At 37.2% G+C, this 23,100-nt stretch carries 20 protein-coding genes; 17 read left to right on the forward strand and 3 right to left on the reverse strand.

From position 1 onward, the window contains the following. Positions 1–14: 14 nt before the first annotated feature. The 16 genes from ligA to NST93_RS18465 all read left to right on the forward strand — a co-directional run bounded on the left by ligA (position 15) and on the right by NST93_RS18465 (position 20,054). Positions 15–2,018 (forward strand): NAD-dependent DNA ligase LigA, encoded by a 2,004-nt coding sequence (ligA, locus tag NST93_RS18390; RefSeq protein WP_405099585.1) that lies wholly within the window; start codon positions 15–17, stop codon positions 2,016–2,018. 16 nt (positions 2,019–2,034) lie between these two features. Then, a complete protein-coding gene (locus NST93_RS18395) occupies positions 2,035–3,147 on the forward strand; it encodes a CamS family sex pheromone protein (protein ID WP_405099587.1) in 1,113 nt (370 codons plus the stop codon). A gap of 136 nt (positions 3,148–3,283) precedes the next feature. Continuing rightward, positions 3,284–4,831 carry an L-glutamate gamma-semialdehyde dehydrogenase gene (pruA, locus tag NST93_RS18400; RefSeq protein ID WP_405099589.1) on the forward strand — a complete coding sequence of 516 codons (1,548 nt, stop codon included), beginning with the start codon at positions 3,284–3,286 and terminating at the stop codon, positions 4,829–4,831. Positions 4,832–5,044: 213 nt separating this feature from the next. Beyond that, the gene (locus NST93_RS18405; protein ID WP_405099591.1) at positions 5,045–6,313 is read left to right on the forward strand and encodes a helix-turn-helix domain-containing protein; all 1,269 of its coding nucleotides are present in this window, start codon (positions 5,045–5,047) and stop codon (positions 6,311–6,313) included. A gap of 14 nt (positions 6,314–6,327) precedes the next feature. Further along, positions 6,328–6,480: a hypothetical protein gene (locus tag NST93_RS18410; RefSeq protein ID WP_405099593.1), complete on the forward strand. Its 153-nt coding sequence runs from the start codon at positions 6,328–6,330 to the stop codon at positions 6,478–6,480. A gap of 188 nt (positions 6,481–6,668) precedes the next feature. After that, positions 6,669–6,962, forward strand: a complete 294-nt coding sequence (gene gatC / locus NST93_RS18415; protein WP_405099595.1) for an Asp-tRNA(Asn)/Glu-tRNA(Gln) amidotransferase subunit GatC — start codon at positions 6,669–6,671, stop codon at positions 6,960–6,962. A 36-nt stretch (positions 6,963–6,998) separates the two neighbouring features. Continuing rightward, a complete protein-coding gene (gene gatA / locus NST93_RS18420) occupies positions 6,999–8,465 on the forward strand; it encodes an Asp-tRNA(Asn)/Glu-tRNA(Gln) amidotransferase subunit GatA (RefSeq protein ID WP_405099597.1) in 1,467 nt (488 codons plus the stop codon). After that, a complete protein-coding gene (gatB, locus tag NST93_RS18425; RefSeq protein ID WP_405099599.1) occupies positions 8,462–9,892 on the forward strand; it encodes an Asp-tRNA(Asn)/Glu-tRNA(Gln) amidotransferase subunit GatB in 1,431 nt (476 codons plus the stop codon). The genes gatA and gatB overlap by 4 nt, the downstream gene beginning before the upstream one ends. Positions 9,893–10,037: 145 nt before the next feature. Then, a complete protein-coding gene (locus NST93_RS18430) occupies positions 10,038–10,949 on the forward strand; it encodes a diacylglycerol kinase (protein WP_405099601.1) in 912 nt (303 codons plus the stop codon). A 117-nt stretch (positions 10,950–11,066) separates the two neighbouring features. Continuing rightward, complete coding sequence (rlmD, locus tag NST93_RS18435; protein WP_405099603.1) at positions 11,067–12,446, forward strand: 23S rRNA (uracil(1939)-C(5))-methyltransferase RlmD; 1,380 nt, start codon at positions 11,067–11,069, stop codon at positions 12,444–12,446. A 1,013-nt stretch (positions 12,447–13,459) separates the two neighbouring features. Beyond that, positions 13,460–14,704, forward strand: coding sequence for an IS256 family transposase (locus tag NST93_RS18440; protein ID WP_405103929.1), 1,245 nt, complete (start codon positions 13,460–13,462; stop codon positions 14,702–14,704). A 939-nt stretch (positions 14,705–15,643) separates the two neighbouring features. Then, a complete protein-coding gene (locus NST93_RS18445) occupies positions 15,644–15,688 on the forward strand; it encodes an erythromycin resistance leader peptide (protein ID WP_105980607.1) in 45 nt (14 codons plus the stop codon). A 423-nt stretch (positions 15,689–16,111) separates the two neighbouring features. Further along, positions 16,112–17,305, forward strand: a complete 1,194-nt coding sequence (locus NST93_RS18450; protein ID WP_405099605.1) for an MFS transporter — start codon at positions 16,112–16,114, stop codon at positions 17,303–17,305. A 117-nt stretch (positions 17,306–17,422) separates the two neighbouring features. Then, a complete protein-coding gene (locus NST93_RS18455; RefSeq protein ID WP_405099607.1) occupies positions 17,423–18,874 on the forward strand; it encodes an Msr family ABC-F type ribosomal protection protein in 1,452 nt (483 codons plus the stop codon). Positions 18,875–19,231: 357 nt separating this feature from the next. Beyond that, a complete protein-coding gene (locus NST93_RS18460; protein WP_405099609.1) occupies positions 19,232–19,510 on the forward strand; it encodes an ArsR/SmtB family transcription factor in 279 nt (92 codons plus the stop codon). Positions 19,511–19,667: 157 nt separating this feature from the next. After that, positions 19,668–20,054, forward strand: a complete 387-nt coding sequence (locus NST93_RS18465; RefSeq protein WP_405099611.1) for a VOC family protein — start codon at positions 19,668–19,670, stop codon at positions 20,052–20,054. 121 nt (positions 20,055–20,175) lie between these two features. On the opposite strand, the gene NST93_RS18470 is transcribed toward NST93_RS18465, so the two are convergent. Beyond that, on the reverse strand, positions 20,176–20,619 hold the full coding sequence (locus tag NST93_RS18470) for a DUF2691 family protein (protein ID WP_405099613.1): 444 nt from the start codon (positions 20,617–20,619) through the stop codon (positions 20,176–20,178). A gap of 303 nt (positions 20,620–20,922) precedes the next feature. Here NST93_RS18470 and NST93_RS18475 point away from each other — a divergent pair, with 303 nt between their 5' ends. Further along, positions 20,923–21,300, forward strand: coding sequence for a CopG family transcriptional regulator (locus NST93_RS18475; RefSeq protein ID WP_405099615.1), 378 nt, complete (start codon positions 20,923–20,925; stop codon positions 21,298–21,300). A 146-nt stretch (positions 21,301–21,446) separates the two neighbouring features. On the opposite strand, the gene NST93_RS18480 is transcribed toward NST93_RS18475, so the two are convergent. Together NST93_RS18480 and NST93_RS18485 are read right to left on the reverse strand one after the other, a co-directional pair. Continuing rightward, positions 21,447–22,304 carry a Cof-type HAD-IIB family hydrolase gene (locus tag NST93_RS18480; protein ID WP_405099617.1) on the reverse strand — a complete coding sequence of 286 codons (858 nt, stop codon included), beginning with the start codon at positions 22,302–22,304 and terminating at the stop codon, positions 21,447–21,449. A 1-nt stretch (position 22,305) separates the two neighbouring features. Further along, positions 22,306–23,085 carry a DeoR/GlpR family DNA-binding transcription regulator gene (locus NST93_RS18485; protein ID WP_405099619.1) on the reverse strand — a complete coding sequence of 260 codons (780 nt, stop codon included), beginning with the start codon at positions 23,083–23,085 and terminating at the stop codon, positions 22,306–22,308. Positions 23,086–23,100 lie beyond the last annotated feature (15 nt).

The following is a 23,100-nucleotide window of genomic DNA, read 5'->3' on the forward strand; positions in this document are numbered from 1 at the left end:
GTGCTTCTTTTATAATGGATAAACAAAAAGCACAGGAACAAATCAATGCATTAAAAGAAGTTTTAAATCAATATAGCTATGAATATTATGTCGTGGATAAACCGACAGTTCCAGATGCAGAATATGATGTGAAATTAGCAGAGCTGCAAAAGCTTGAGACAGAATATCCCGAACTGGTTACGGCAGACTCTCCTACCCAGCGTGTTGGCGGTGCGCTCCTTGGAGGTTTTGAGAAGGTGCGGCACAATGTACCAATGCTTAGTCTGTCAAATGCATTTAATGAGACGGATCTGCGAGACTTTGCAAGGCGGGCCGAAAACGTGCTCGGTGATCATATTTCCTATGTTTGTGAACTGAAAATTGATGGGTTGGCAGTATCTTTAACCTATGAGGAAGGAAAATTTGTCCGGGGAGCAACACGTGGAGACGGCACAGTTGGTGAAGATATCACTGTAAATCTGCGTACAATCCGCAGTATCCCGCTTACTTTAAAGGAGAAGGAAACCCTAGAAGTACGCGGGGAAGTCTTTATGCCAAAAGCTTCCTTTGACAGCTTGAATAAAAAACGGGAAGAAAATGAAGAAGAATTATTTGCAAACCCTAGAAATGCTGCCGCAGGTTCTTTAAGACAGCTTGACCCGAAAATTGCGGCAAGCCGAAATCTGGATGTTTTTCTCTATGCAGTTGGCGAATGGAAAAATAGTGATTTAACAACACATAGTGCACGTTTAGACACATTAAAATCACTCGGTTTAAAGACAAATCCACTTTGGAAAAAATGTACAACTATCGAAGAAGTACTGGATTACGTCAATCATTGGACAACAGAAAGACCTAACCTGCCCTATGAAATCGATGGCATTGTGATTAAAATTGATGATCTCAATCAACAAGAAGAATTGGGCTATACAGCAAAAAGCCCGCGCTGGTCAATTGCTTATAAATTTCCTGCTGAAGAAGCAATGACAAAGCTGACTGATATTGAACTAAGTGTTGGACGAACAGGTGTTGTAACACCAACAGGGATTCTTGAACCAGTGAGAATTGCGGGTTCAACAGTGGGCCGTGCTTCCTTGCATAATGAGGATTTAATCCGAGAACAGGATATACGAATTGGTGACTTTGTAGTTGTAAAAAAAGCTGGAGATATTATTCCGAAGGTTGTTCGTTCGATACACGAAAAAAGAACAGGCGATGAAGTTGAGTTTCATATGCCTGAGAAATGTCCGGCCTGTGGAGCTGATCTCGTTCGTCTGGAAGAAGAGGTTGCACTGCGCTGTATTAACCCGAATTGTCCCGCTCAATTGATGGAAGGATTTATTCATTTTGTTTCTAGAAACGCAATGAATATTGATGGGCTTGGTGAAAAGGTTGTTATGCAGCTTTTCAATGCAGAGTTAATCCATACCATGGCAGACTTATATCGTCTTGAAAAAGAAGAGCTGCTGGAATTGGAGCGGATGGGTGAAAAATCAGTAACTAACCTGTTAAACGCAATTGAAGCGTCGAAGCAAAACTCCTTGGAAAAACTGATTTTTGGACTCGGCATTCGTTTTATAGGTGAGAAGGCTGCGCGAATCCTTGCAGAAGAATTTGGAACGATGGAGAAATTGCAAGAAGCAAACTATGAAGAACTGGTTACAATTGATGAAATTGGAGAAAAGATGGCGGATTCAATTGTTCAGTATTTCTCTGAAGAAAAAGTCAGCAAGCTTCTAAATGAATTAAGTGAGCTCGGCATCAATATGGAATATACTGGACCGAAGAGAGCAGCACAATCAGCGGATAGTATATTTGCAGATAAGACGGTTGTGTTAACCGGGAAAATGGAAAGTCTGAATCGAAATGAAGCGAAAGAAAAAATCGAGTCTCTTGGTGGAAAAGTAACAGGGAGTGTCAGCAAGAATACTGACATCGTAATTGCCGGAGAGGCTGCGGGTTCAAAGTATGATAAAGCTGTAAAGTTAGGAATTACCGTATGGAATGAAGAAGAGCTTATCGAGGCTTTGAAAGATTAATGAGGAGTGTTCGCTTATGAAAAAATTAACAATGTTATTACTATGTGCACTCCTGCTTCTGGCAAGCTGTGCACCATCATTCGATGATGAAGAAGAAGTATTGCAAAATGAGGGAGATTCTCCCGTAGAGACATCGATTGTTCCTGGAAGCCGTTTAGATGATGATACGTATCGAATGATTTTACCTTATCGTGTAAGTGAGGCGCGCGGACTGATTACAAGTCAATTAGCAAACCGTGTAGATATAGATGAAATGGAAGAGGGGCTGCGCCGCCATTCTACAGAGGTATTCAATCCAAATCAGCTTTATTTTCAAGAGGGCAGATATCTGACGAGCGATAAAGTAATTGAATGGATTGATGAATTAAATCCGAATCGCCAAGATAATTGGGACAAACAAAAACATGAAGATAATCCAAGGGTATTTTCACATGTACTTGAACAGAATTATTTAAAGTTGAATGACGATCAATCTGTTCAGCTTGCAGGAATATCCATCGGGATTGCGCTAAAATCCGTCTATACTTTTAACGAACAGAAAAACGGGCCAAGTTATTCTACTGATATACCAATGGATAAGATGCTTGAGAGCGGCTATAAAGTAACAGAGCATATTGTGAAAAGCCTGCGTGAAATGGAAGGACTCGGAGATGTGCCAATTCTAGTTGCACTGTACAGAGAAGAAGCGCAGTCTTCTCCTGTCCCAGGTAATTATGTTGCGAAAACAGTTGTCCAGGGCGGGAGCACAGCAATTGGAAAATGGGAAGATATTAACGAGGAGTACGTTCTTTTCCCATCAAAAGAGGCCAATGAAAAGTATGTAGACGATGCGGAAGTGTTTAATAGCTTTGGTAATCAGATTGCAGAGTTTTTCCCGAATTATGTAGGTACAATTGGTGAAGGTTATTATGTTAATGGTGAGCTTCAGCAAATGACACTGGAAATACCAATAGAGTTCTATGGAAAAGCTGAAGTTATTGGGTTTACCCAGCATGCTTATGATCTCGTAGATGAAACGTTTGATAATTATTTTGACCTTGAAATAAATATTACCTCAAAAGATAAGGTAGAAAGTCTTATTTATCGGGAAGCAAAAAAAGAAAAACCGACAATTCATATCTACCATTAATAGAAACGAAGATTTTAAAAGAAGAATACAGTTAGCGGATTAATATTTGAACCCTCAACATATTTGAATTACAATGTAGGATGGGAAGAAAGGTAATGCATTACCTGCATTAAAATCAATTGAGGAGGTTTTTAATATGGTAGTACCTTACAAACATGAACCTTTTACAGACTTCACTGTGGAAGAAAACAAACAAAAGATGGCAGAGGCAGTGAAACAAGTTGAGGCTGACTTTGGAAAAGAATATCCGCTTATTATTGGTGGGGAAAGAGTAACAACAGAAGATAAAATTAAAGTTGTAAACCCATCAAACAAAGATGAAGTCCTTGGCTATGTTTCAAAATCAAATAAAGAAATAGCTGAAAAAGCGATGAACGTTGCTGACGACACGTTTAAGACATGGAGAAAATCAGCACCTGAATTCCGTGCGGGCATCTTATTCCGTGCAGCAGCAATCATACGTCGTCGTAAATTCGAATTTACTGCACATCTTGTAAAAGAAGGCGGTAAACCTTGGAAAGAAGCAGATGCAGATACAGCTGAAGCAATTGACTTCCTTGAATACTATGGTCGTCAAATGCTTAAAATTAAAGATGGCGTGGAAATTAACAGCCGTCCAATCGAACATAACCAATTCCATTATATTCCATTAGGTGTTGGACTAGTTATCTCACCTTGGAACTTCTTATTTGCGATTATGGCAGGTACAACGGCAGCAGCAATGGTCACAGGTAATACTGTATTGCTTAAACCAGCAAGTACAACACCAATTATTGCGTATAAATTTATGGAAGTTCTTGAGGAAGCAGGTATGCCTAAGGGAGTAGTTAATTATATTCCGGGACCTGGAAGCGAAGTTGGAGACTACTTAGTTGACCATCCACGCACACGATTCATTAGCTTTACTGGATCTCGTGATGTTGGTACACGTCTGTTTGAGCGTGCAGGAGTTGTTCACGAAGGTCAAAAATGGCTAAAACGCACGATTATTGAAATGGGTGGTAAAGACACAATCGTTGTAGATAGTGAAGCAGACCTGGAATTAGCTGCGGAATCAATTGTCCAATCCGCATTCGGATTCTCTGGACAAAAATGTTCAGCATGTTCCCGAGCTGTTATCCATGAAGACGTTTACGAAGAAGTGAAGAATCGTGTTGTGGAATTAACGAAAGAATTATCAGTAGGCGATCCATCTGATAATACACATTATATGGGACCTGTAATTGACCAAGCTGCATACGATAAGATTATGAGCTATGTAGAAATTGGAAAAGAAGAAGGAGAACTGCTTGCTGGCGGAGAAGGCGATGATTCGAAAGGCTGGTTCATTAAACCAACAGTATTCGGTGATGTAGCTCCGAAAGCCCGCATTATGCAGGAAGAGATTTTTGGCCCAGTAGTTGCGCTTGCGAAAGCAAAAGACTTTGATGAAGCAATTGAAATTGCAAATAACACAGATTATGGTTTAACTGGTGCCGTAATTACGAACAACCGTGAGCACCTTGAACAAGCACGTGAGGACTTCCATGTTGGAAACCTTTACTTCAACCGTGGTTGTACAGCTGCAATTGTAGGTTATCAGCCATTTGGCGGATTCAATATGTCTGGAACAGATTCCAAAGCTGGTGGACCAGACTATCTGATTCAGCATATGCAAGGTAAAACAACTTCAGAAATGTTATAAAAATTTATTGTTTAAATAGAAGATTTCTCAGAAAATCACCATCTTTAGTGCAATTTTGCATGAAAAGATGGTGATTTTTCCTCTCAGAGGAAAATTAACGATTTTTAACCCCGATAACTCTACCTAAAATCTATAATTTTCCCAATATGAATTTTTTGAAATTATGATATACTATTAATATACTAATTAATCATAAGAATGCAGGGTGAATATATGATTGATATTGGCTCATTCATTAAATTACAGAGAACAAAACAAAAAATGACTTTGGGTGAGCTGGCAGACGGAATTGTTTCAGTCTCTTATCTGTCAAAAATTGAAAATCTGAAAACGGATGCGAGCCCGAATATTATTCAGCTTCTCTGCAATCGACTTGGCATCGAACTTAATAATAATCTGGAAGATGTCATTAAAGAGAAGTGTGAAGAATGGTATAGTATGCTTTTCTACAATCAGGATGTAGAAATGATTATAGAAGGCTATGAAAATATTCAACTATTATTGGATCGCAATCTCTCTGAAAACATGGTTCTCTTTGAGATTCATAAGATACGCTATTTCTTAATCTTAGGCGATAGCCAATCTGCATTAAACCAAATCAATAAACTGAATAAAATGATAAACTCATTTGAATCGAAGGAACTTTATTTCTGGTTTAAATTCCGTGGAAATTACAGTTCATCGATTGGTGAAGTTGAAAGTGCGACAGAAAAGTATCAAAAAGCTGAGAAAATCATTCGCAAGCTGGACCTCTCTGAAGAAGAACTGGCAGATTTGCAATACACAATGTCCATTACATACAGCAAGTTAAGACAGACATTGGAATCAATTGATTACGCCAATATGGCATTGGATATCTTTATGAAAAAGTATAATTTCCTGCGCTGCGCCCAGTGCCACGTAGTTTTAGGCATATCCTACAGGAGATTGAAAATGTACGATAAGGCGATTGAAAACTATAATTTGGCAAAGCACTTGGCGACAATAGATAATAATAATGAAATTATTCAGTTGACAAACCAGAACCTTGGATTTTTATATGCAGCTAAAGGCAGTGATGATGAAGCTGTTAAATTTTACAGTGAAATTGTGGTAGATCCTGAGGTTGAGGCTTATGAAAAGCTCGCTGCTCTCACACAACTTATTAAAGTTTATTATGAGAATGAACAACTCGAAAAAGCGAATGAAATGTCAGAAATAGCATTAAAGCTGCTTGATGAAAATCAGAATGAAGTGGAACATGAATACTATCATAATGTTATTCATACTTATTATTACGCTATTAATAAACAATCCGATAAGTTTACGGCTTTGGTAAAGGATAGTTTTATTCCTTTCTTAAAGAAACATAAGGACTATGCAAACCTTGTTATAATTGCACAAATGCTGGCAAAGCATTATGAATCGATACATAAATACAAGGATGCAACTAAATATTATAAACTCGCCAATTTTTCATATAAAGAGTTATCAAACATTTAAAGGAGGGATGTTAAATGAAAAAGTTTGTTTCCAGTATAATCTTGGGTGCAATGCTTGTCACAGGACTCTTCTTAGTAGCAAATGCAACAGCAGATGAATTAGCTGTTAATGGTGAAAGGCACCCCCCAATCTTTATGCCAACCTTTTCTGACGAAGTAGAACAATAAGAAGTATTGTTTATTATCCCCAATAATAAATATCACTTGCCTGAAATGGAAAATATCCATTTCAGGCTTTTTTTATTTAAAATCCAGTGCTTGCCGAGGTCAATACTTCTCTGCTATTATCATTAGTGATATAATATACAAATGAGTTAATCTGATTATAGTCAATCTAAAGCTGGGAGGTACAAGCTGTGGAAAATATATCAAAAGAACAGGTGAAACATGTTGCTGATCTGGCTAGACTTGCAATTACTGATGAAGAAGCGGAAAAGCTGACAGCTGAACTTAGAAGTATCATCAAATATGCAGAAGAACTGAATGAACTCGATACAACAGATATTGAGCCAACAACACATGTACTGAATTTGGTAAATGTGATGCGCAAGGATGAGCCAAAAGAATGGATTACACAGGACGAGGCATTAAAAAATGCGCCTGATAAAGACAATGGTCACTTCAGAGTGCCATCAATATTATCAGAGTAGACGAATGCTCGTTTAGAATAAGGAGGAAATGCGTTCATGTCATTATTTGACCATTCAATTAGAGAGCTAGAAGAGAAGCTACATAATAATGAAATTACTGCTCAGGATTTGGTTAAAGCTTCCTTTGATCGAATTAAAGAAGTGGATGACCAAATTCACGCGTTCATCACACTCGATGAGGAAAGCGCAATGAAAGAAGCAGAAGAATTAGACAAAAATCCTGAGAAGACAAGTCTTTTTGGTCTTCCTGTTGGAATAAAAGATAACATTATGACAAAAGGTCTAAGAACAACATGTGCAAGTATGATGTTAGATAACTTTAATGATCCGCTATATGATGCAACAGTTATCGAAAAGTTAAAAGCAGAAAAAACAGTTACAGTTGGAAAATTAAACATGGATGAATTTGCTATGGGTTCAGGTACAGAGCACTCTGCATATGAACCAACAAAAAATCCATGGAATATTGAGCATGTTCCAGGCGGATCAAGTGGCGGTTCCGCTGCAGCAGTTGCGGCTGGAGAAGTCTTATTTGCACTTGGCTCAGACACAGGCGGTTCGATTCGTCAGCCAGCAGCATTTTGCGGTGTAGTTGGAATGAAGCCAACTTATGGACGAGTATCCCGTTTCGGTTTAGTTGCTTTTGCATCTTCTCTTGACCAGGTGGGGCCAATCACACGGACAGTTGAAGACAATGCACGTGTGCTTGAAGTTATTGCCGGACAGGACGAACGTGATTCCACAAGTGCGAACGTTGAAGTGCCTAAGTATACAGAAGCTCTGAAACAAGATATTAAAGGCATGAAGATTGCCGTACCTAAGGAATACCTTGCTGAAGGTGTATCAGAAGAAGTAAGAAATGCTGTCATGGAAGCTCTTAAAGTATATGAATCACTTGGAGCTACATGGGAAGAAGTATCTTTGCCACACTCGAAATATGCACTTTCAACATACTACCTTCTGTCTTCTTCAGAAGCATCAGCAAACCTTGCTCGCTTTGACGGTGTACGTTATGGTGTTCGTTCTGAGAATGCAGATAACCTGGTTGATATGTATAAAATGTCAAGAAGTGAAGGCTTTGGTGAGGAAGTAAAACGCCGAATCATGCTTGGAACTTTTGCACTCAGCTCAGGGTATTACGATGCATATTATAAGAAAGCACAAAAAGTGCGTACTTTAATTAAAAATGATTTTGATAAAATCTTTGAAGAATATGATGTCATCATTGGACCGACAACACCAACTCCTGCATTTAAAGCGGGCGAAAAAATTGAAGATCCATTAATGATTTATGCAAATGATATATTAACAATTCCTGTGAACTTAGCTGGCGTGCCAGGACTATCACTCCCATGTGGCTTCTCAGAAAAAGGGCTGCCGATTGGCTTGCAAATCATTGGAAAATACTTCGATGAAGAAACAGTATATCGTGCAGGCTATGCATACGAGCAAGCAACAGATTTCCATAAACAACGCCCCGAGCTTGGAGGTGTAAGCAAATGAATTTTGAAACAGTAATTGGCTTAGAGGTACACGTTGAATTAAAAACGAAATCAAAAATATTCAGCCCAAGTGTTAATGCTTTCGGCGATAAACCAAATACAAATATTAACCCGGTTGACCTTGCTTATCCAGGTACATTACCTGTTCTTAATGAGGAAGCAGTAAACTTTGCAATGAAAGCTGCAATGGCACTAAATTGTGAAGTTGCAACCTATACAAAATTTGACCGTAAAAACTATTTCTATCCAGATAACCCAAAGGCATATCAAATTTCACAATTTGATCAGCCGATCGGTGAAAATGGCTGGATTGAGATTGAAGTAAATGGCAAGAAGAAACGGATTGGTATTACTCGCATCCATATGGAAGAGGATGCAGGTAAACTGACACATGGAGAAGATGGCTACTCTTATGTAGACTTTAACCGTGCTGGCACACCACTGGTTGAAATTGTATCTGAGCCTGATTTGCGCTCACCAGAGGAAGCATATGCCTACCTTGAAAAACTTAAAAATATTATTCAATATACAGGTGTCTCTGATGTGAAGATGGAAGAAGGTTCGCTTCGTTGTGATGCGAATATCTCGCTTCGTCCGATTGGTCAAGAGAAATTCGGAACAAAAGCAGAACTGAAGAACTTAAACTCCTTCTCCTTCGTTCAAAAAGGTTTGGAATACGAAGAGAAACGCCAAGAAAAAGTACTTCTTTCCGGTGGAGAAATACTTCAAGAAACACGCCGTTATGATGAAAAAACAAAAGAAACAATTCTGATGCGTATAAAAGAAGGCGCAGATGATTATCGTTATTTCCCAGAGCCTGATCTTGTAACACTGCATATTGATGATGCATGGAAGGAACGAATTAAAAATGAAATACCAGAACTTCCAGATGCACGAAAAGCACGCTATGTAAGTGAACTAAAACTGTCTGAATATGATGCAGGTGTGCTTACAAGCTCTAAAGAAATGGCTGATTTCTTTGAAGCAGCTGCAGACCAGGGTGCAGATGTGAAACAAGCATCAAACTGGTTAATGGGTGAAGTTTCTGCTTACATGAATAAGCATTTAAAAGAGCTGCATGACTTAGCAATTACACCTGAAGCACTGGCAAAAATGATTAAGCTGATTGAAGACGGAACAATTTCTTCTAAGATTGCGAAGAAAGTTTTTGCAGAGCTCGTGGAAAAAGGCGGAGATCCTGAGAAAATCGTTAAAGATAAAGGACTCATTCAGCTTTCTGATCCTGTTAAATTGAAGGAAATTATTAATCAGATTCTTGATGAAAATGAACAATCCATTGTTGACTTCAAAAATGGTAAAGATCGAGCAATCGGCTTTTTAGTCGGCCAAACAATGAAAGCAACAAAAGGACAAGCAAACCCGCCAATGGTAAATAAGATTCTAAATGAGGAATTAAATAAGCGCTAAATTGAAATGTATAAAAAGAGACTCCCGTTTCCTTGGGGAGTCTCTTTTTGATAGCTTGGACTTTTAAAATCAGCGAAAAAGGATTATGATAAAAGATGATGATGTAAAATAAGAACCCTTTTTTGAATCAGGGGGAGGAAATATAATGAAGAAAGCTCGGGTTATTTATAATCCAACAGCTGGAAAAGAAGCTGTGAAAAAGGAATTGCCATATATATTGGAAACATTAGAGATTGCCGGATATGAAACTTCTGCACATGCCACAACGAGTGAAGGTGATGCAACAGAAGCAGCAAAGGCAGCTGTAGAACGCAGATTTGACCTTGTAGTTGCAGCAGGTGGAGATGGAACAATAAATGAAGTGATCAAGGGGATTGCAGAACAATCCTACCGTCCAAAACTTGGAATTATCCCAGCAGGAACAACGAATGATTTCGCACGGGCATTACAAATCCCACGCGATATTAAAAAAGCTGTGGGGATTATCGCTAACGGCAAAGATATGCATTTAGATATCGGTAAAGTAAATGATAATTATTTTATTAACATTGCTGGTGGGGGTCAGTTAACGGAGCTGACATATGACGTTCCAATTAAGCTGAAAACAATGCTTGGACAACTTGCATATTATATAAAGGGTATCGAGATGCTTCCATTTCTAAAACCATCACATGCACGAATTGAATATGATGATGGTGTGATTGAAGAAGATATTATGCTATTCTTAATCTCAAATTCAAACTCTGTTGGCGGCTTTGAAAAACTGGCTCCAGATGCCAAGCTGAATGACGGTTATTTTGATTTGCTGATTTTAAAGAAGATAAATCTTGCAGAGTTTATTCATATTGCAAGTCTTGCTTTACGGGGGGCTCATTTAAATAATGATAACATTATTTATGTGAAGTCAAAGAAGGTTAAAGTAAATCCTTCAGAGAAAATGATGCTTAATCTTGATGGAGAGTATGGCGGTTTGCTCCCAGGAGAATTTATAAATTTGAAACAGCATATTGAGTTCCTTGTCCCTGAAGAATTTGCAAGGATACAGGGGAAAGAGTAAAAATCACCTTCAAATGTCAGCTATAGCTGATATTTGAGGGTTTTTAAGTAGGAGAAGCAAGTTCGTGTATGGTAAGATGTAAGAAGTAAAAATTAGCGTGATAAAGGAAGATATAAAATGGCAAAAAGTTCAGCCCCAGTTAAGAAAAATGAATATATCACTTTGACTTTCGAAGATTTAACACATGAGGGAAATGGTGTTGGCAAAATCGATGGCTATCCATTATTTGTGCCATATGCGCTTCCTGGAGAAGAAGCGGTAGTTAAAGTCTTAAAAGCAAATAAAAAATTCGGCTATGGAAAATTAGTCGAAATGAAAAAGGAAAGCACGGAAAGAGTAGATCCTCCATGTAATGTATATTATAAATGCGGCGGCTGCCAGCTCCAGCATATGAGTTATGAGCTGCAGCTTGATATGAAGCAAAATCAGGTGAAAAATGTGATGCGTAAAATCGCACATCTTGATCATGTGCCAATTCATCCAACAATTGGTCTTGAAGATCCATGGCGTTATCGCAACAAAGTGCAAATTCCAGTTGGAGAGAAAAATGGTGAGTTAATCACTGGATTTTACCGGATGCGCAGCCACGATATCATTGATGAGATGGAGCGCTGCATTATTCAGGATGAGACAAATGATATCATTGTCGACGCTGTTCGTGAGATTGCCAATGATTTAGGAATATCAGCATATGATGAAGATAAGGATCGTGGAGTGCTGCGTCATATCATGGTGCGCACAGGGAGAACAACAAAGGAAATTATGGTCGTCCTTATTACAAGAACGGATAAGCTGCCTCATCAGGAAGAACTTATTCAACGTCTTACAGAAGCCCACCCACAGATTAAATCCATCGTTCATAATATTAATCGCAAGAGAACCAATGTAATCTTCGGCAGAAAAACAAAGGTAATTTGGGGAGAGGAATACATTTATGATACGATTGGCGACATTCGTTTTGCAATCTCACCACGTTCCTTTTATCAGGTAAACCCTGAACAAACAAAAGTACTGTATGATAAAGCATTGGAATATGCCCAAATCGATGAAAATGATGTTGTCATCGATGCTTATTGCGGTATAGGCACAATCTCTCTGTTCCTAGCACAAAAAGCGAAAAAGGTATACGGAATTGAAATCGTACCAGATGCAATAGAAGATGCAAAGATGAACGCGAAAATAAATGGAATAACAAATGCTGAATTTGTTGTAGGTGAAGCAGAGAAAGTAATGCCAGAATGGAAAAATCAGGGCTTTACTCCAGATGTGATTGTTGTGGATCCGCCACGCAAGGGCTGTGAGCCTGAGTTTCTTCATGCAATGATAGAAATGGAACCAAAACGGATTGTTTATGTCTCCTGTAACCCATCGACATTAGCAAGAGACCTTGTGATTTTAGAAGAAGGCGGTTATGAGACAAAAGAAGTTCAGCCGGTGGATATGTTTAGTCAGACGAATCATGTTGAGGCTGTTACATTATTGGAAAGACGAGTGTAGCCCCAAAATAAACTCTTGCTTGTCAAAATAAACATTTGCTAACTTCAACACCAATTCTGTAAGAATAAATATTTGCTTTTTCAATATAAAACTCATTAAAACCTCGGGTTTTCCTCATCAGGAGCCCGAGTTTTTTCATGCCTATTCCAATATCTTTTCAATACAGTTATGTTCCTAACCCATTGATATTACAGGGTTTGTCCAGTATCCTACTCAATATAAATTCAATAATAATTCAATACTTATCCAATATTATTCTCTTTACTCCCGACCTCTTTTCTCCATTATCTTTCTCTGTTATTTTTCGCAAATCTTTATTATAACTCCCCAAAAATGGTGAAAAAGAAGTCGAAAAGGGCCCGAAAAACGGTCATTTTTGATCCGAAAAAGTCCAAAAACGGGGGTTCCGTAGCAAAACTTTATTTTAACTCGAACGGTGGAATGCGGGTTTGAGGTGGGGGTAAAATCAGGTGTTTATTTTAATGGTACATAGTAGTGAAAAGAAATTTAGTTTGGTTTGTAATATTTCATCAAAATTGTGGTTGTAAGAGATAAGAGTAAAGAATTGGTGATAACACAAATAAGTCAATGTTATACTGATAACTGAAGGTAAAGACTGGAGTTAAGGTGTGATTCATTTAGTTGTTTCTGTGATGGAAGAAAGAAAAAGCGATGATTCTCATGTCATTAAGGGGGGATCTATATAAGTAATAGTGTAAGGGATATAGATAGGCTGAAGTATCATGTAAAGCAATTAATAAAGGATAATTCGCATAGAGAAGTTACACCACAAACCAAGTATAAAACATTAGGTATCTACATGATTTATATAGAAAATTTTACTAATGATAAAGTTGTCCCTATATATATTGGGCAATCGAAAGATATATAAAGAAGATATAAGCAACATTATTGGGAGTGTAAAATAAACTGTGTAAGTGAGAGAGCGTACGGCTCTTACTTCGCAGTTTACTTTTTTATTGTTAGAATAAATATATGACGATTGGGAGGTTATTCTATTGACTAAGTCGAATCGAAATCAGAAATCAGCTGAATTAGCGAAACAGATTCTAGAAAACTACCAACCAGAGACCGTAGAAGATATGCAGAACGCACTCAAAGATATATTTGGACCAATGTTTGAAACAATGTTAAAGGGTGAGATGAACCACCATTTAGGCTATGAAGCAAACAATAAAGAAGAAAAACAAACAGAAAACAGACGAAATGGTTATGGGAAGAAAACCATTAAAACAAGCTCGGGTGAAGTAGATATCAAAGTGCCAAGAGATCGTGATGGTTCCTTTCGTCCTAAACTGATTCCAAAGAGAAAAAAGGATGTCTCTGCGATCGAAAACAAAGTAATTTCCATGTATGCACGCGGGATGTCACAGCGAGATATTTCGTCAACCATTGAGGACATCTATGGATTTTCAGTATCTCATGAAATGGTCTCAGATATCACCGACCAAGTCCTTCCAGATCTAGAGGAATGGCAGGCTCGTCCTTTAAGTAACTGTTATGCGTTTGTTTTTGTGGATTGTATGTACACGACGATTCGTAATCAGTATGAGACAAGGAAATATGCCGTCTACACCATTTTAGGATATACCATAGAGGGCAATAAAGAAATTCTCGGGTTATGGCTCAACGAAACGGAAAGTAAGCATAAATGGATGCAGATTTTCGATGAGATAAAAGCTAGAGGTGTCGAAGATATTTTCTTTATATCGATGGATGGCGTGAGTGGCTTAGAGGAGGGTGCACAAGCTATTTTCCCTAAAGTCATTATTCAACGCTGCATCGTTCACTTGATTCGTAATTCCATTAAATATGTTCCAAGCAAAGATTATAAAGCTTTCACTCAAGCATTAAAGAAAGTATATAGTGCCCCCAGCTTAAAGGCCTGTATCAGTGCCTTTGAATCATTTAAACAACAATGGGCCACCTATTCAGGGGCCATTGATGTATGGACGAGGAACTTTAGCCATGTGGAACAACTTTATGATTACGGAAGTGCCATACGAAAGATTATGTATACCACAAATGCGGTAGAGAGTATCCATTCCAGCTTTCGGAAAGTAACCAAAAAAGGGGCATTCCCGAATGAGAACGCCCTCTTGAAAGTATTATATCTGCGTGTGAAAGAACTTGAAACCAAATGGGAAGGTGGCTACATTCAAAACTGGGCAATGGTTATGAACCAGCTTCTTCTTCATGATGAACTGAAAGATAGAGTGTTAAAGTACCTTGAGTAAATAGGCACTTACACACTTTATTTGACAAGCCCGTTTTAGCAATCTATCTTATCTCTACGTATCTTTATTCAACTATGTAGCCCCAAAATAAACTCTTGCTTGTCAAAATAAACATTTGCTAACTTCAACACCAATTCTGTAAGAATAAATATTTGCTTTTTCAATATAAAACTCATTAAAACCTCGGGTTTTCCTCATCAGGAGCCCGAGTTTTTTCATGCCTATTCCAATATCTTTTCAATACAGTTATGTTCCTAACCCATTGATATTACAGGGTTTGTCCAGTATCCTACTCAATATAAATTCAATAATAATTCAATACTTATCCAATATTATTCTCTTTACTCCCGACCTCTTTTCTCCATTATCTTTCTCTGTTATTTTTCGCAAATCTTTATTATAACTCCCCAAAAATGGTGAAAAAGAAGTCGAAAAGGGCCCGAAAAACGGTCATTTTTGATCCGAAAAAGTCCAAAAACGGGGGTTCCGTAGCAAAACTTTATTTTAACTCGAACGGTGGAATGCGGGTTTGAGGTGGGGGTAAAATCAGGTGTTTATTTTAATGGTACAACGAGTGAAACACGAATAAACAATTGGCAATCATAATAAACATTTGCTTTTTCAATATAAAAATCAATAAAAACTCAGGTTTTCTTCCATATGAACCTGAGTTTTTTCATGTCTTTTCCAATGAATAATCAATATTTTATGTCTCCAAACTCTTCTAGTTAATGTGTTTTTTAGATATCCCACTCAATATTAAATCAATACTGTCTGAATATTTTGCTCTTCATTTTTTATTTCATTCTCCGCTCAGTGTGTTCGGTTATCATTACGCTCGGCATGACCAAAGAAGGAACCGTCATTTACCCTTGACTGAGATTGAAATACACTATATAATAAACACTGAATTTTAAACGGTAGGAGGATTATTATAAAATGACACATTCGATGAGACTTCGTTTCCCAACTTTGAACCAGTAATTGAATATGTTCAAAGGCTCTGTTTTGTGTATACAGAGTAAACGGGATTAGTCTGTCCTTTTTTAATAATCTTTATTTCATATTGATAATAGTCCTCATATATTTTTAGTCTGTCGACCTGCTTTATTAATTTAGAACCGGGTTCCCTGCTGCTAAATTTATATGAAATTGAAATATGTAATATTCGGAAAGGCAGCTTGTTCTGCCTTTCTTTATTTTTCATTGAAAAAGTACCTTTGTTTAGGAACAAGAACTCAGAATACTTTCGCCAAATGGTGAAAATTTCCAGAACTTCTATTGGATTCATTGTTCTGCTAGAGGTAAGATTTTAAGTCGCTCTTTATATGATAAGGATGGGTTTCTTTCCCTTTACTCAAAATCACAGGCAGATGCTTGTGATTTTTTTATATGGGGGTAGGAAAAATGGAAAACCAAAATTGGAAACGGAAATTTTATGTGATTTATACAGGGCAGTTCTTTTCCTTATTAAGTAGTGCTGCCATTCAATTTAGTATTATCTGGTGGTTAACTGATTCCACCGGCGGATCGCCACTTGTCCTGACGATTGCTGGCCTTGCGGGATTTTTGCCACAAGCATTAGTTGGCCCATTTGCAGGCACAATTACGGACCGTTACTCGCGAAAGTTGATGATGATACTGTCAGATATGACTGCAGCTCTTGGGAGTCTGCTCTTATTTATAACAATGTATTTTAATGATTCAAGTATACCATTGGTGATTGTTATCTTAGCCATACGTTCTCTTGCAACGGCATTTCATATGCCGGCAATGCAAGCATCTATTCCTTTACTTGCACCTGAAGAGCATCTTACAAAGGTAGCAGGCTGGGGACAGACAATAAGTTCTATTTCAAATATAGCAGGACCAGCAGTTGGGATGTCGTTACTTGCGGTTAGCTCTCTTGAATGGGTATTGATGTTAGACGTTTTTGGTGCTGCTATTGCAAGTAGTATTTTACTATTTATTCACATCCCAAGGGTGTCAGAAACAGAAAAAGAAATATCTGTTAGCCTTATTGCTGAAATGAGAGAAGGCTATCATGCGATAGTGAAGCATCCAGTTGTTTTGAAGTTAACTATTACAATGACCATTGTGGCTATGCTTTATATTCCACTTGGCACTTACTTTCCACTTATGACACGCGACTATTTCAATAGAGGTGTTGTAGATGCTGGAATAGTGGAAATTATTTTTGCAGCTGGATTAATTGCTGGTGGTGCATTATTAGGTGTACTGGGTGATCGCCTCGATAAAATAAAAACAATGGCTGCAGGAATGCTGTTGATGGGGGTTGCATTATTCATTTCCGGTATAGTATCTTCGTCATTGTTCATTGTTTTTTCCGTGATGGCTGGTTTGATTGGTTTGTCTGGACCATTGTTTTCAGCACCATTCTATGCCTTAATTCAAACGGAAATACAACCTCATCTCTTGGGTAGAGTTTTTAGTTTTGTGACAAGTCTTTCGTTATTAGCAACTCCACTTGGTTATGTGGTAGCTGGAGTTTTGATTGAACATACAAGTGTTGCGACATTGTTTTCTATTATAGGTATTTTGATTATCACAAATGCAGTTATAACAAGTAAAGTGAAATAGGGGGAGATATTCATGCAATTTTTACTGTTTTTTTGATACGAGCTTGTACTTGAAATAGAAGCTCGTATCGGTCCTGGCTATCGGTACGAAATTATTAATTTTCGGGAGGTAGCAAACATGGAAAAAGTATGTTTTGAATTAGAAAATATAGAGTTAAATTATTTAGATAAAAAGGTAATAGAAATAGAACGTTTAGCTGTACATCAGTTTGATCGTATCGGAATTGTTGGAAAAAATGGTGCAGGAAAGAGTACATTATTAAAGTTGCTCGCAGGAATCGTTCATCCATCTAGTGGAATAGTCAAACATCACGTGGAGTTTGCTTATTTTGACCAATTAACAGCACCTAACGAATTAGAGATTGATTACGATTTGAAAGGGAAATTGTCGATTCCAGAAACTGAAATCAGAAACTTTAGCGGCGGTGAACAAACTAGGCTCAAACTGGCACAAATTTTCTCCAGCAATCATGAAGTTCTGCTAATTGACGAGCCAACCACGCATCTTGATGCAGATGGTAAACAGTTTTTTATCGAAGAATTGATGTACTATTATGGTGCACTTGTACTTGTAAGCCATGACAGGTATGTATTAGATCAACTGGTGACGAAAATCTGGGAAGTGGAAGATGAGAAAGTAACGGAATATACAGGGAGCTATACCGAATATGTTCGTCAAAAAGAGCTTGAGAAGAAACAATTACTAGAACAGTACGAGAAATATGTAACAGAAAAAACACGTCTACTGAAAGCTGCTGAGGAAAAAATGCAAAGGGCGGAAAAAGTAACACAAGGAAATAAAAAAGTTACAAAAGTTAAAGGAAATCGAATGTTTGAAACGAAATCAAAAGGTACGAGCCAAAAGTCCATGCAACGTGGAGCAAAAGCGATTGAACAGAGAGTGGAACAACTCAAATCGGTAGAAACTCCTAAAGAAGAGAAAATCATTCGTTTTCATCAGTCAAATGCTCTTCAATTACACAATAAGTTCCCGATAATGGGGGAGAGTTTAACACTCAAAGCAGGTGATGAAACACTTCTCAGAGAAACAAATTTTCAATTTCCGTTAGGCAAGACGATTGCTATTACAGGTAAAAACGGTTCAGGAAAAACAACGTTGCTTCGCCATATTTTACAGGAAAGTGAAGGGATTACGATTTCACCAAAAGCGGTTATCGGCATTTATGAACAAACGGACTATCAGTTTACAAAGGATGAAACTGTACTGGAATTCATGAAAAAGAGAAGTGATCTCGATGAGGGTAAAATTCGTTCTGTTCTTCACTCTATGAACATTACAGGAAATGATTTAAAAAAGAATGTCCGTAATTTAAGCGGTGGGGAGGCTATTCGTCTAGTATTGTGTCAGCTATTCTTAGGAAGATATAATATACTCATTTTGGATGAGCCCACGAACTTTTTGGATGTTTTTTGTATTGAAGCGCTGGAACGATTTTTAAAAGAATATGAAGGAACGGTAATCTTTGTATCGCATGATCGAACCTTTGTTGATAGAGCAGCTGATTGCATTTATGTCATAAAGAATCAAAAGTTAGTATTAAAAGATTAGTGTTAAAAGCGGAGAAGGTATGTTAGGGGAGTCCTTCAAGATGCAGTATCACACGATGCTAATTTCTATTATATGCAGCTGCTACATTCTTCTTCTCCGCGCTAAAAAGATTGGTATTTTTGAACGGCAAAGGAATAAAGAAGTGTGGCAGGTAGTCTATAATGTAATCAATTGTTAATCAACTGGTGCTGCCAATCAAAACTCAATATAAAATCAGGCTGGATCCAATAGTGATTCAGTCCTTTTTTTGTCCAATACCTTACATTATTTCAGGTTGCTGAATTTGGTAAGATTTACAAGCAACCCATTAGTTGCTTCTTATTGACGTGCAACTAATAGATTGCGTATAATAAAAATATGAAATGGAAAAAGGATGCTATATTCAAAGCACTTGCTGACTCAACTCGGCGACTAATATTAGACGAACTATCCGAACGCAAAGAAATAACCTTGTATGAACTTATGTCACGTCTTATTATGAAACACAATCTTACCATCTCTCGTCAAGGGATAGCCAAACATCTTTCTATATTAGAAGAGGCCGGTCTTGTAAAGTCACAACGAAAGGGGAAATATCGAGTACTTACATTCGACAACGAACCACTCAGAAACTTGCTGAAAGGGTGGATTGAGTAATTTAATTTACAAGAAACAAGAATAATATATCCCGAAGGCGTAATTAAGTGAACAAAAGTTTATGAAGATACGTTGTGTCTTTCGGATATTTCTAACTAACAGCTTGGTTATGCACGGTACCACATATACATTGTAGACATTACAGGAGGAAAGATATATGAAAATCATAGTTACTAGTTTATTTGTTGAAGATCAAGATAAGGCATTAGAGTTTTATTCAGAAACGCTGGGCTTTGTAAAAAAGCACGATGTACCAGCAGGGGAATTTAGATGGATAACGCTTGTATCTCCAGATAACCAAGACGGTACGGAGCTTGTACTTGAACCAAATGATAATCCAGCTGCTAAAGATTACCAAAAGAAATTAGTTGAGCAAGGTATCCCAGCAACAATGTTCGGCGTATCAGATGTTCAAAATGAATACGAAAGATTATTAAAACACGGTGTGGAGTTTACTATGAAGCCGACAGAGATGGAAGATATCACAATAGCTGTTTTCGATGATACATGCGGTAATCTCATTCAGATAATTGAGCATAAGTAACCTTATCTAACCTCGTCCTATAATTAGGGCGGGGTTTTGCGTTTTAAGGTCAAAAATAAAGGCCTAAAATTTAACTAAAGCCTAAAAGAAATTTTATGATAATCCTTTAGGCTTTACTATCCTAATCTAAGTCCATCTCTTGATTTTCATAAATATAATTATGCTTATATGAATTACTTAAATTTAGTATTTTATCTATTCTTTTTTGTTCTTTAGAAAGTATTATTAATTCACAAGCATCAATGACTGCTACTACAAAGTCACAGTTAGAACTGAGGAAATCTCTTATGCTTTTTATAGAAGGATAACTTAATTGCTCTTTAAAGTAGACAGAAAAAGTAAAAAAAATAGGATAATATGGTTTTGGCTTCAGGTATTTTCTTATTTCGAGATTTGTAAATAAATCATTGTCAGCAGTAATTAAACTGTTGGAGGAAAAAGTTAATATTTCTTCATGCTCTCCTCTTCTCCAAAAGGAGTCTTCGCTAAGCTCATTCTTTAGTAATTTCTCTAAAATGTTTCCGTATTCATTTGGTATCTGAAACCTTATTCCGATAATGTTCATTGTCTTCTCCTTATGGTTTAGCTGGGGTCGGCCAATCCCAGTATAATGGTAATGGTATTTTTGAAATTTTATTATTAAGGGACTTTTCCGATAATAAAATGATACCACTTTCTTTTGAGTATGAATACTTGATGTTTGATTATTTTCATGAAATGTGTTGGACATGCATTATATATTTCTGCTAAATTTCCAAATGGATTTTCGCAATAAACGACACAATTCAGTTTTTCCAGGGATAATATGCACGTGGCATACGTTATTTCTGCTATACTATAAAAAAGGAAATAAATGGATGGTGTATTGATGAAAGATACAGAAAAAATTACAATTAATACGAATGCAGTAGACTCAGAAAAAGTCGAATTAATGGTGGATGAGGGATTTTATTCAAATCGTGCTGATTTTATAAAAACATCCGTACGTAATCAATTAAATGCTCACTCTCGTACTATTGAGGATGTGATCACAGTAAAATCCTATGAAATAGGGATAAACTATTATGACCGTAAATCACTTGAACAAATATTGGAGCAAAATAAATTACTGAATATTAAAGTAGTAGGCATGCTTGTTCTAAAAGATGATATTGACGTGGAATTAGCAAAGAAAACGATAAATTCAATAAAGGTTTTTGGTGTGCTTAAAGCAAGTCGTGAACTAAAGATAGCGTTAAGGAAGTAATCGCTTGTGGGATGAAGGCAGCGTTGAAATAAAAAATCGAGTGTTCTTATTTAAACACTCGATTTTCATATACTAACCTCTGATTGTCACGCCGCAGTTGCGTTACGCCAATAAGAGTTTAAGCATTGTATTTAAGAAACCATTTCCTACCGAGTTAATGTGTCAATGAAATGAGCCACACCATCTTCTTGATTGGAGAGGGTGACTTCATGACAGAGTTTTTTTATTTCTGTGTCTGCATTTCCCATTGCTGCACTTCTTCCCGCTATTTTCAGCATGGATATATCGTTGAAGCTGTCTCCTACTGCAGCAGTTTCAGCTAACTTGATATTTAGTTTATTAGCAAGGATTTTCAAAGCATTTCCTTTCGAAGCGTTTTTATGTTCCAATTCAAAATTATGATTGGCAGATGTAACGATGGTCACATCTTTTGCTTGATGGAATTTTTGCCATCCTTGTTGCAGTTTTTCTGCATTGAATGAAAATGCAAGTATATTATAAATATCGATATCCTTTTCTAAAAGGTCTTTATATGAATTGATAAATGTATAGCCAGTTTGACTGAATTGCTTATTCGCAGCATGCTTCATCCGGTCAATGCTAACTTTTGGGTTGGCGCTTATTGCTCTGTCCATCTCAATGGCTAGAAGCTCTTTTCCATTCTGTGGAGTGAATATCGAATGATTGCTGAAAACTTCATAATAATATTCCTCTTGCTCAAGCCAGCTTAGAATACCTGCAGCATTCTCTCTATTGATTGGCTCAGAGTAAAAGATTTTTCCGTCTGGATGGTGGATCGTTGCACCATTGGCTCCAATAATCCAGGTTTTAATATCGGTATGTTTAAAAATCGTTTGTACATCAAAATGTGCACGTCCTGTTGCAATTACCACTTCTATGCCATTTGCTTGAGCAGAACGAATGGCATCCAAGTTTTTCTTACTTATTTGACTGCTTTCATTAAGCAAAGTTCCATCCAAATCCACTGTGATTAACTTTACCATCTTAATCATCTCCGTTGTCTGTGTGATCAGTTGTTAAAAGCTCAACATTATTTTTACTTAGTAACTTTCTGAATGATTGGGAAGGGGTTTTATCAGTAATCAGCAAATCAATACTTTGTAAGTCAGCAAATCGGAAGAAATCAGTATTCCCCAATTTTGTATTGTCAGCTAATACAATAACTTGTTTCGCCTGCTGCATCATTTTTCTCTTTACTACACCATCTTCTTCATGGGCAATCGTTAAACCTTTCTCGGATATACCTACTACCCCAATAAAGGCTTTGTCTACATTGTATTCTGACAGCTTTTCTACTACAGAAGAACCATATAGATATCGGTGTTCTTTTTCCAATGTTCCACCTAGAAGCTGAATATTTAAATTTGAGTTAGAAGATAATATTTCTGCCTGGTTAATTGAATTTGTAATAATGGTGCAATCCATGTCATCCATATTTTCAGCGCATGATTGAACGGTTGTTGAGGCATCTAATATCACCCTGTCTCCAGAATAGATTAAGGAAGCAGCTTTTTTACCGATGCTTTTCTTCTCTTCGGATACGGTCTTCAGGCGATTTGAGTAGCTCTTAATTTCTTTATGAATAGATGGAAGAATAGCGCCGCCACGTGTTCGTACAATTCTATTTTCTTCTTCAAGTTTGACGAGATCCCTCCTGGCTGTATCTCTGGAAATATTAAAAAGTGAACATATTTGTTCAACTGAAATTCTGTTGTTCTTCTTAAGGAAATCTAAAATAGATAATAACCTTTCTTCTTGATACAATAAATTCACCACCTC

The organism is Oceanobacillus sp. FSL H7-0719 (assembly GCF_045040795.1).
In the GTDB taxonomy this organism is placed as follows: domain Bacteria; phylum Bacillota; class Bacilli; order Bacillales; family Amphibacillaceae; genus Oceanobacillus.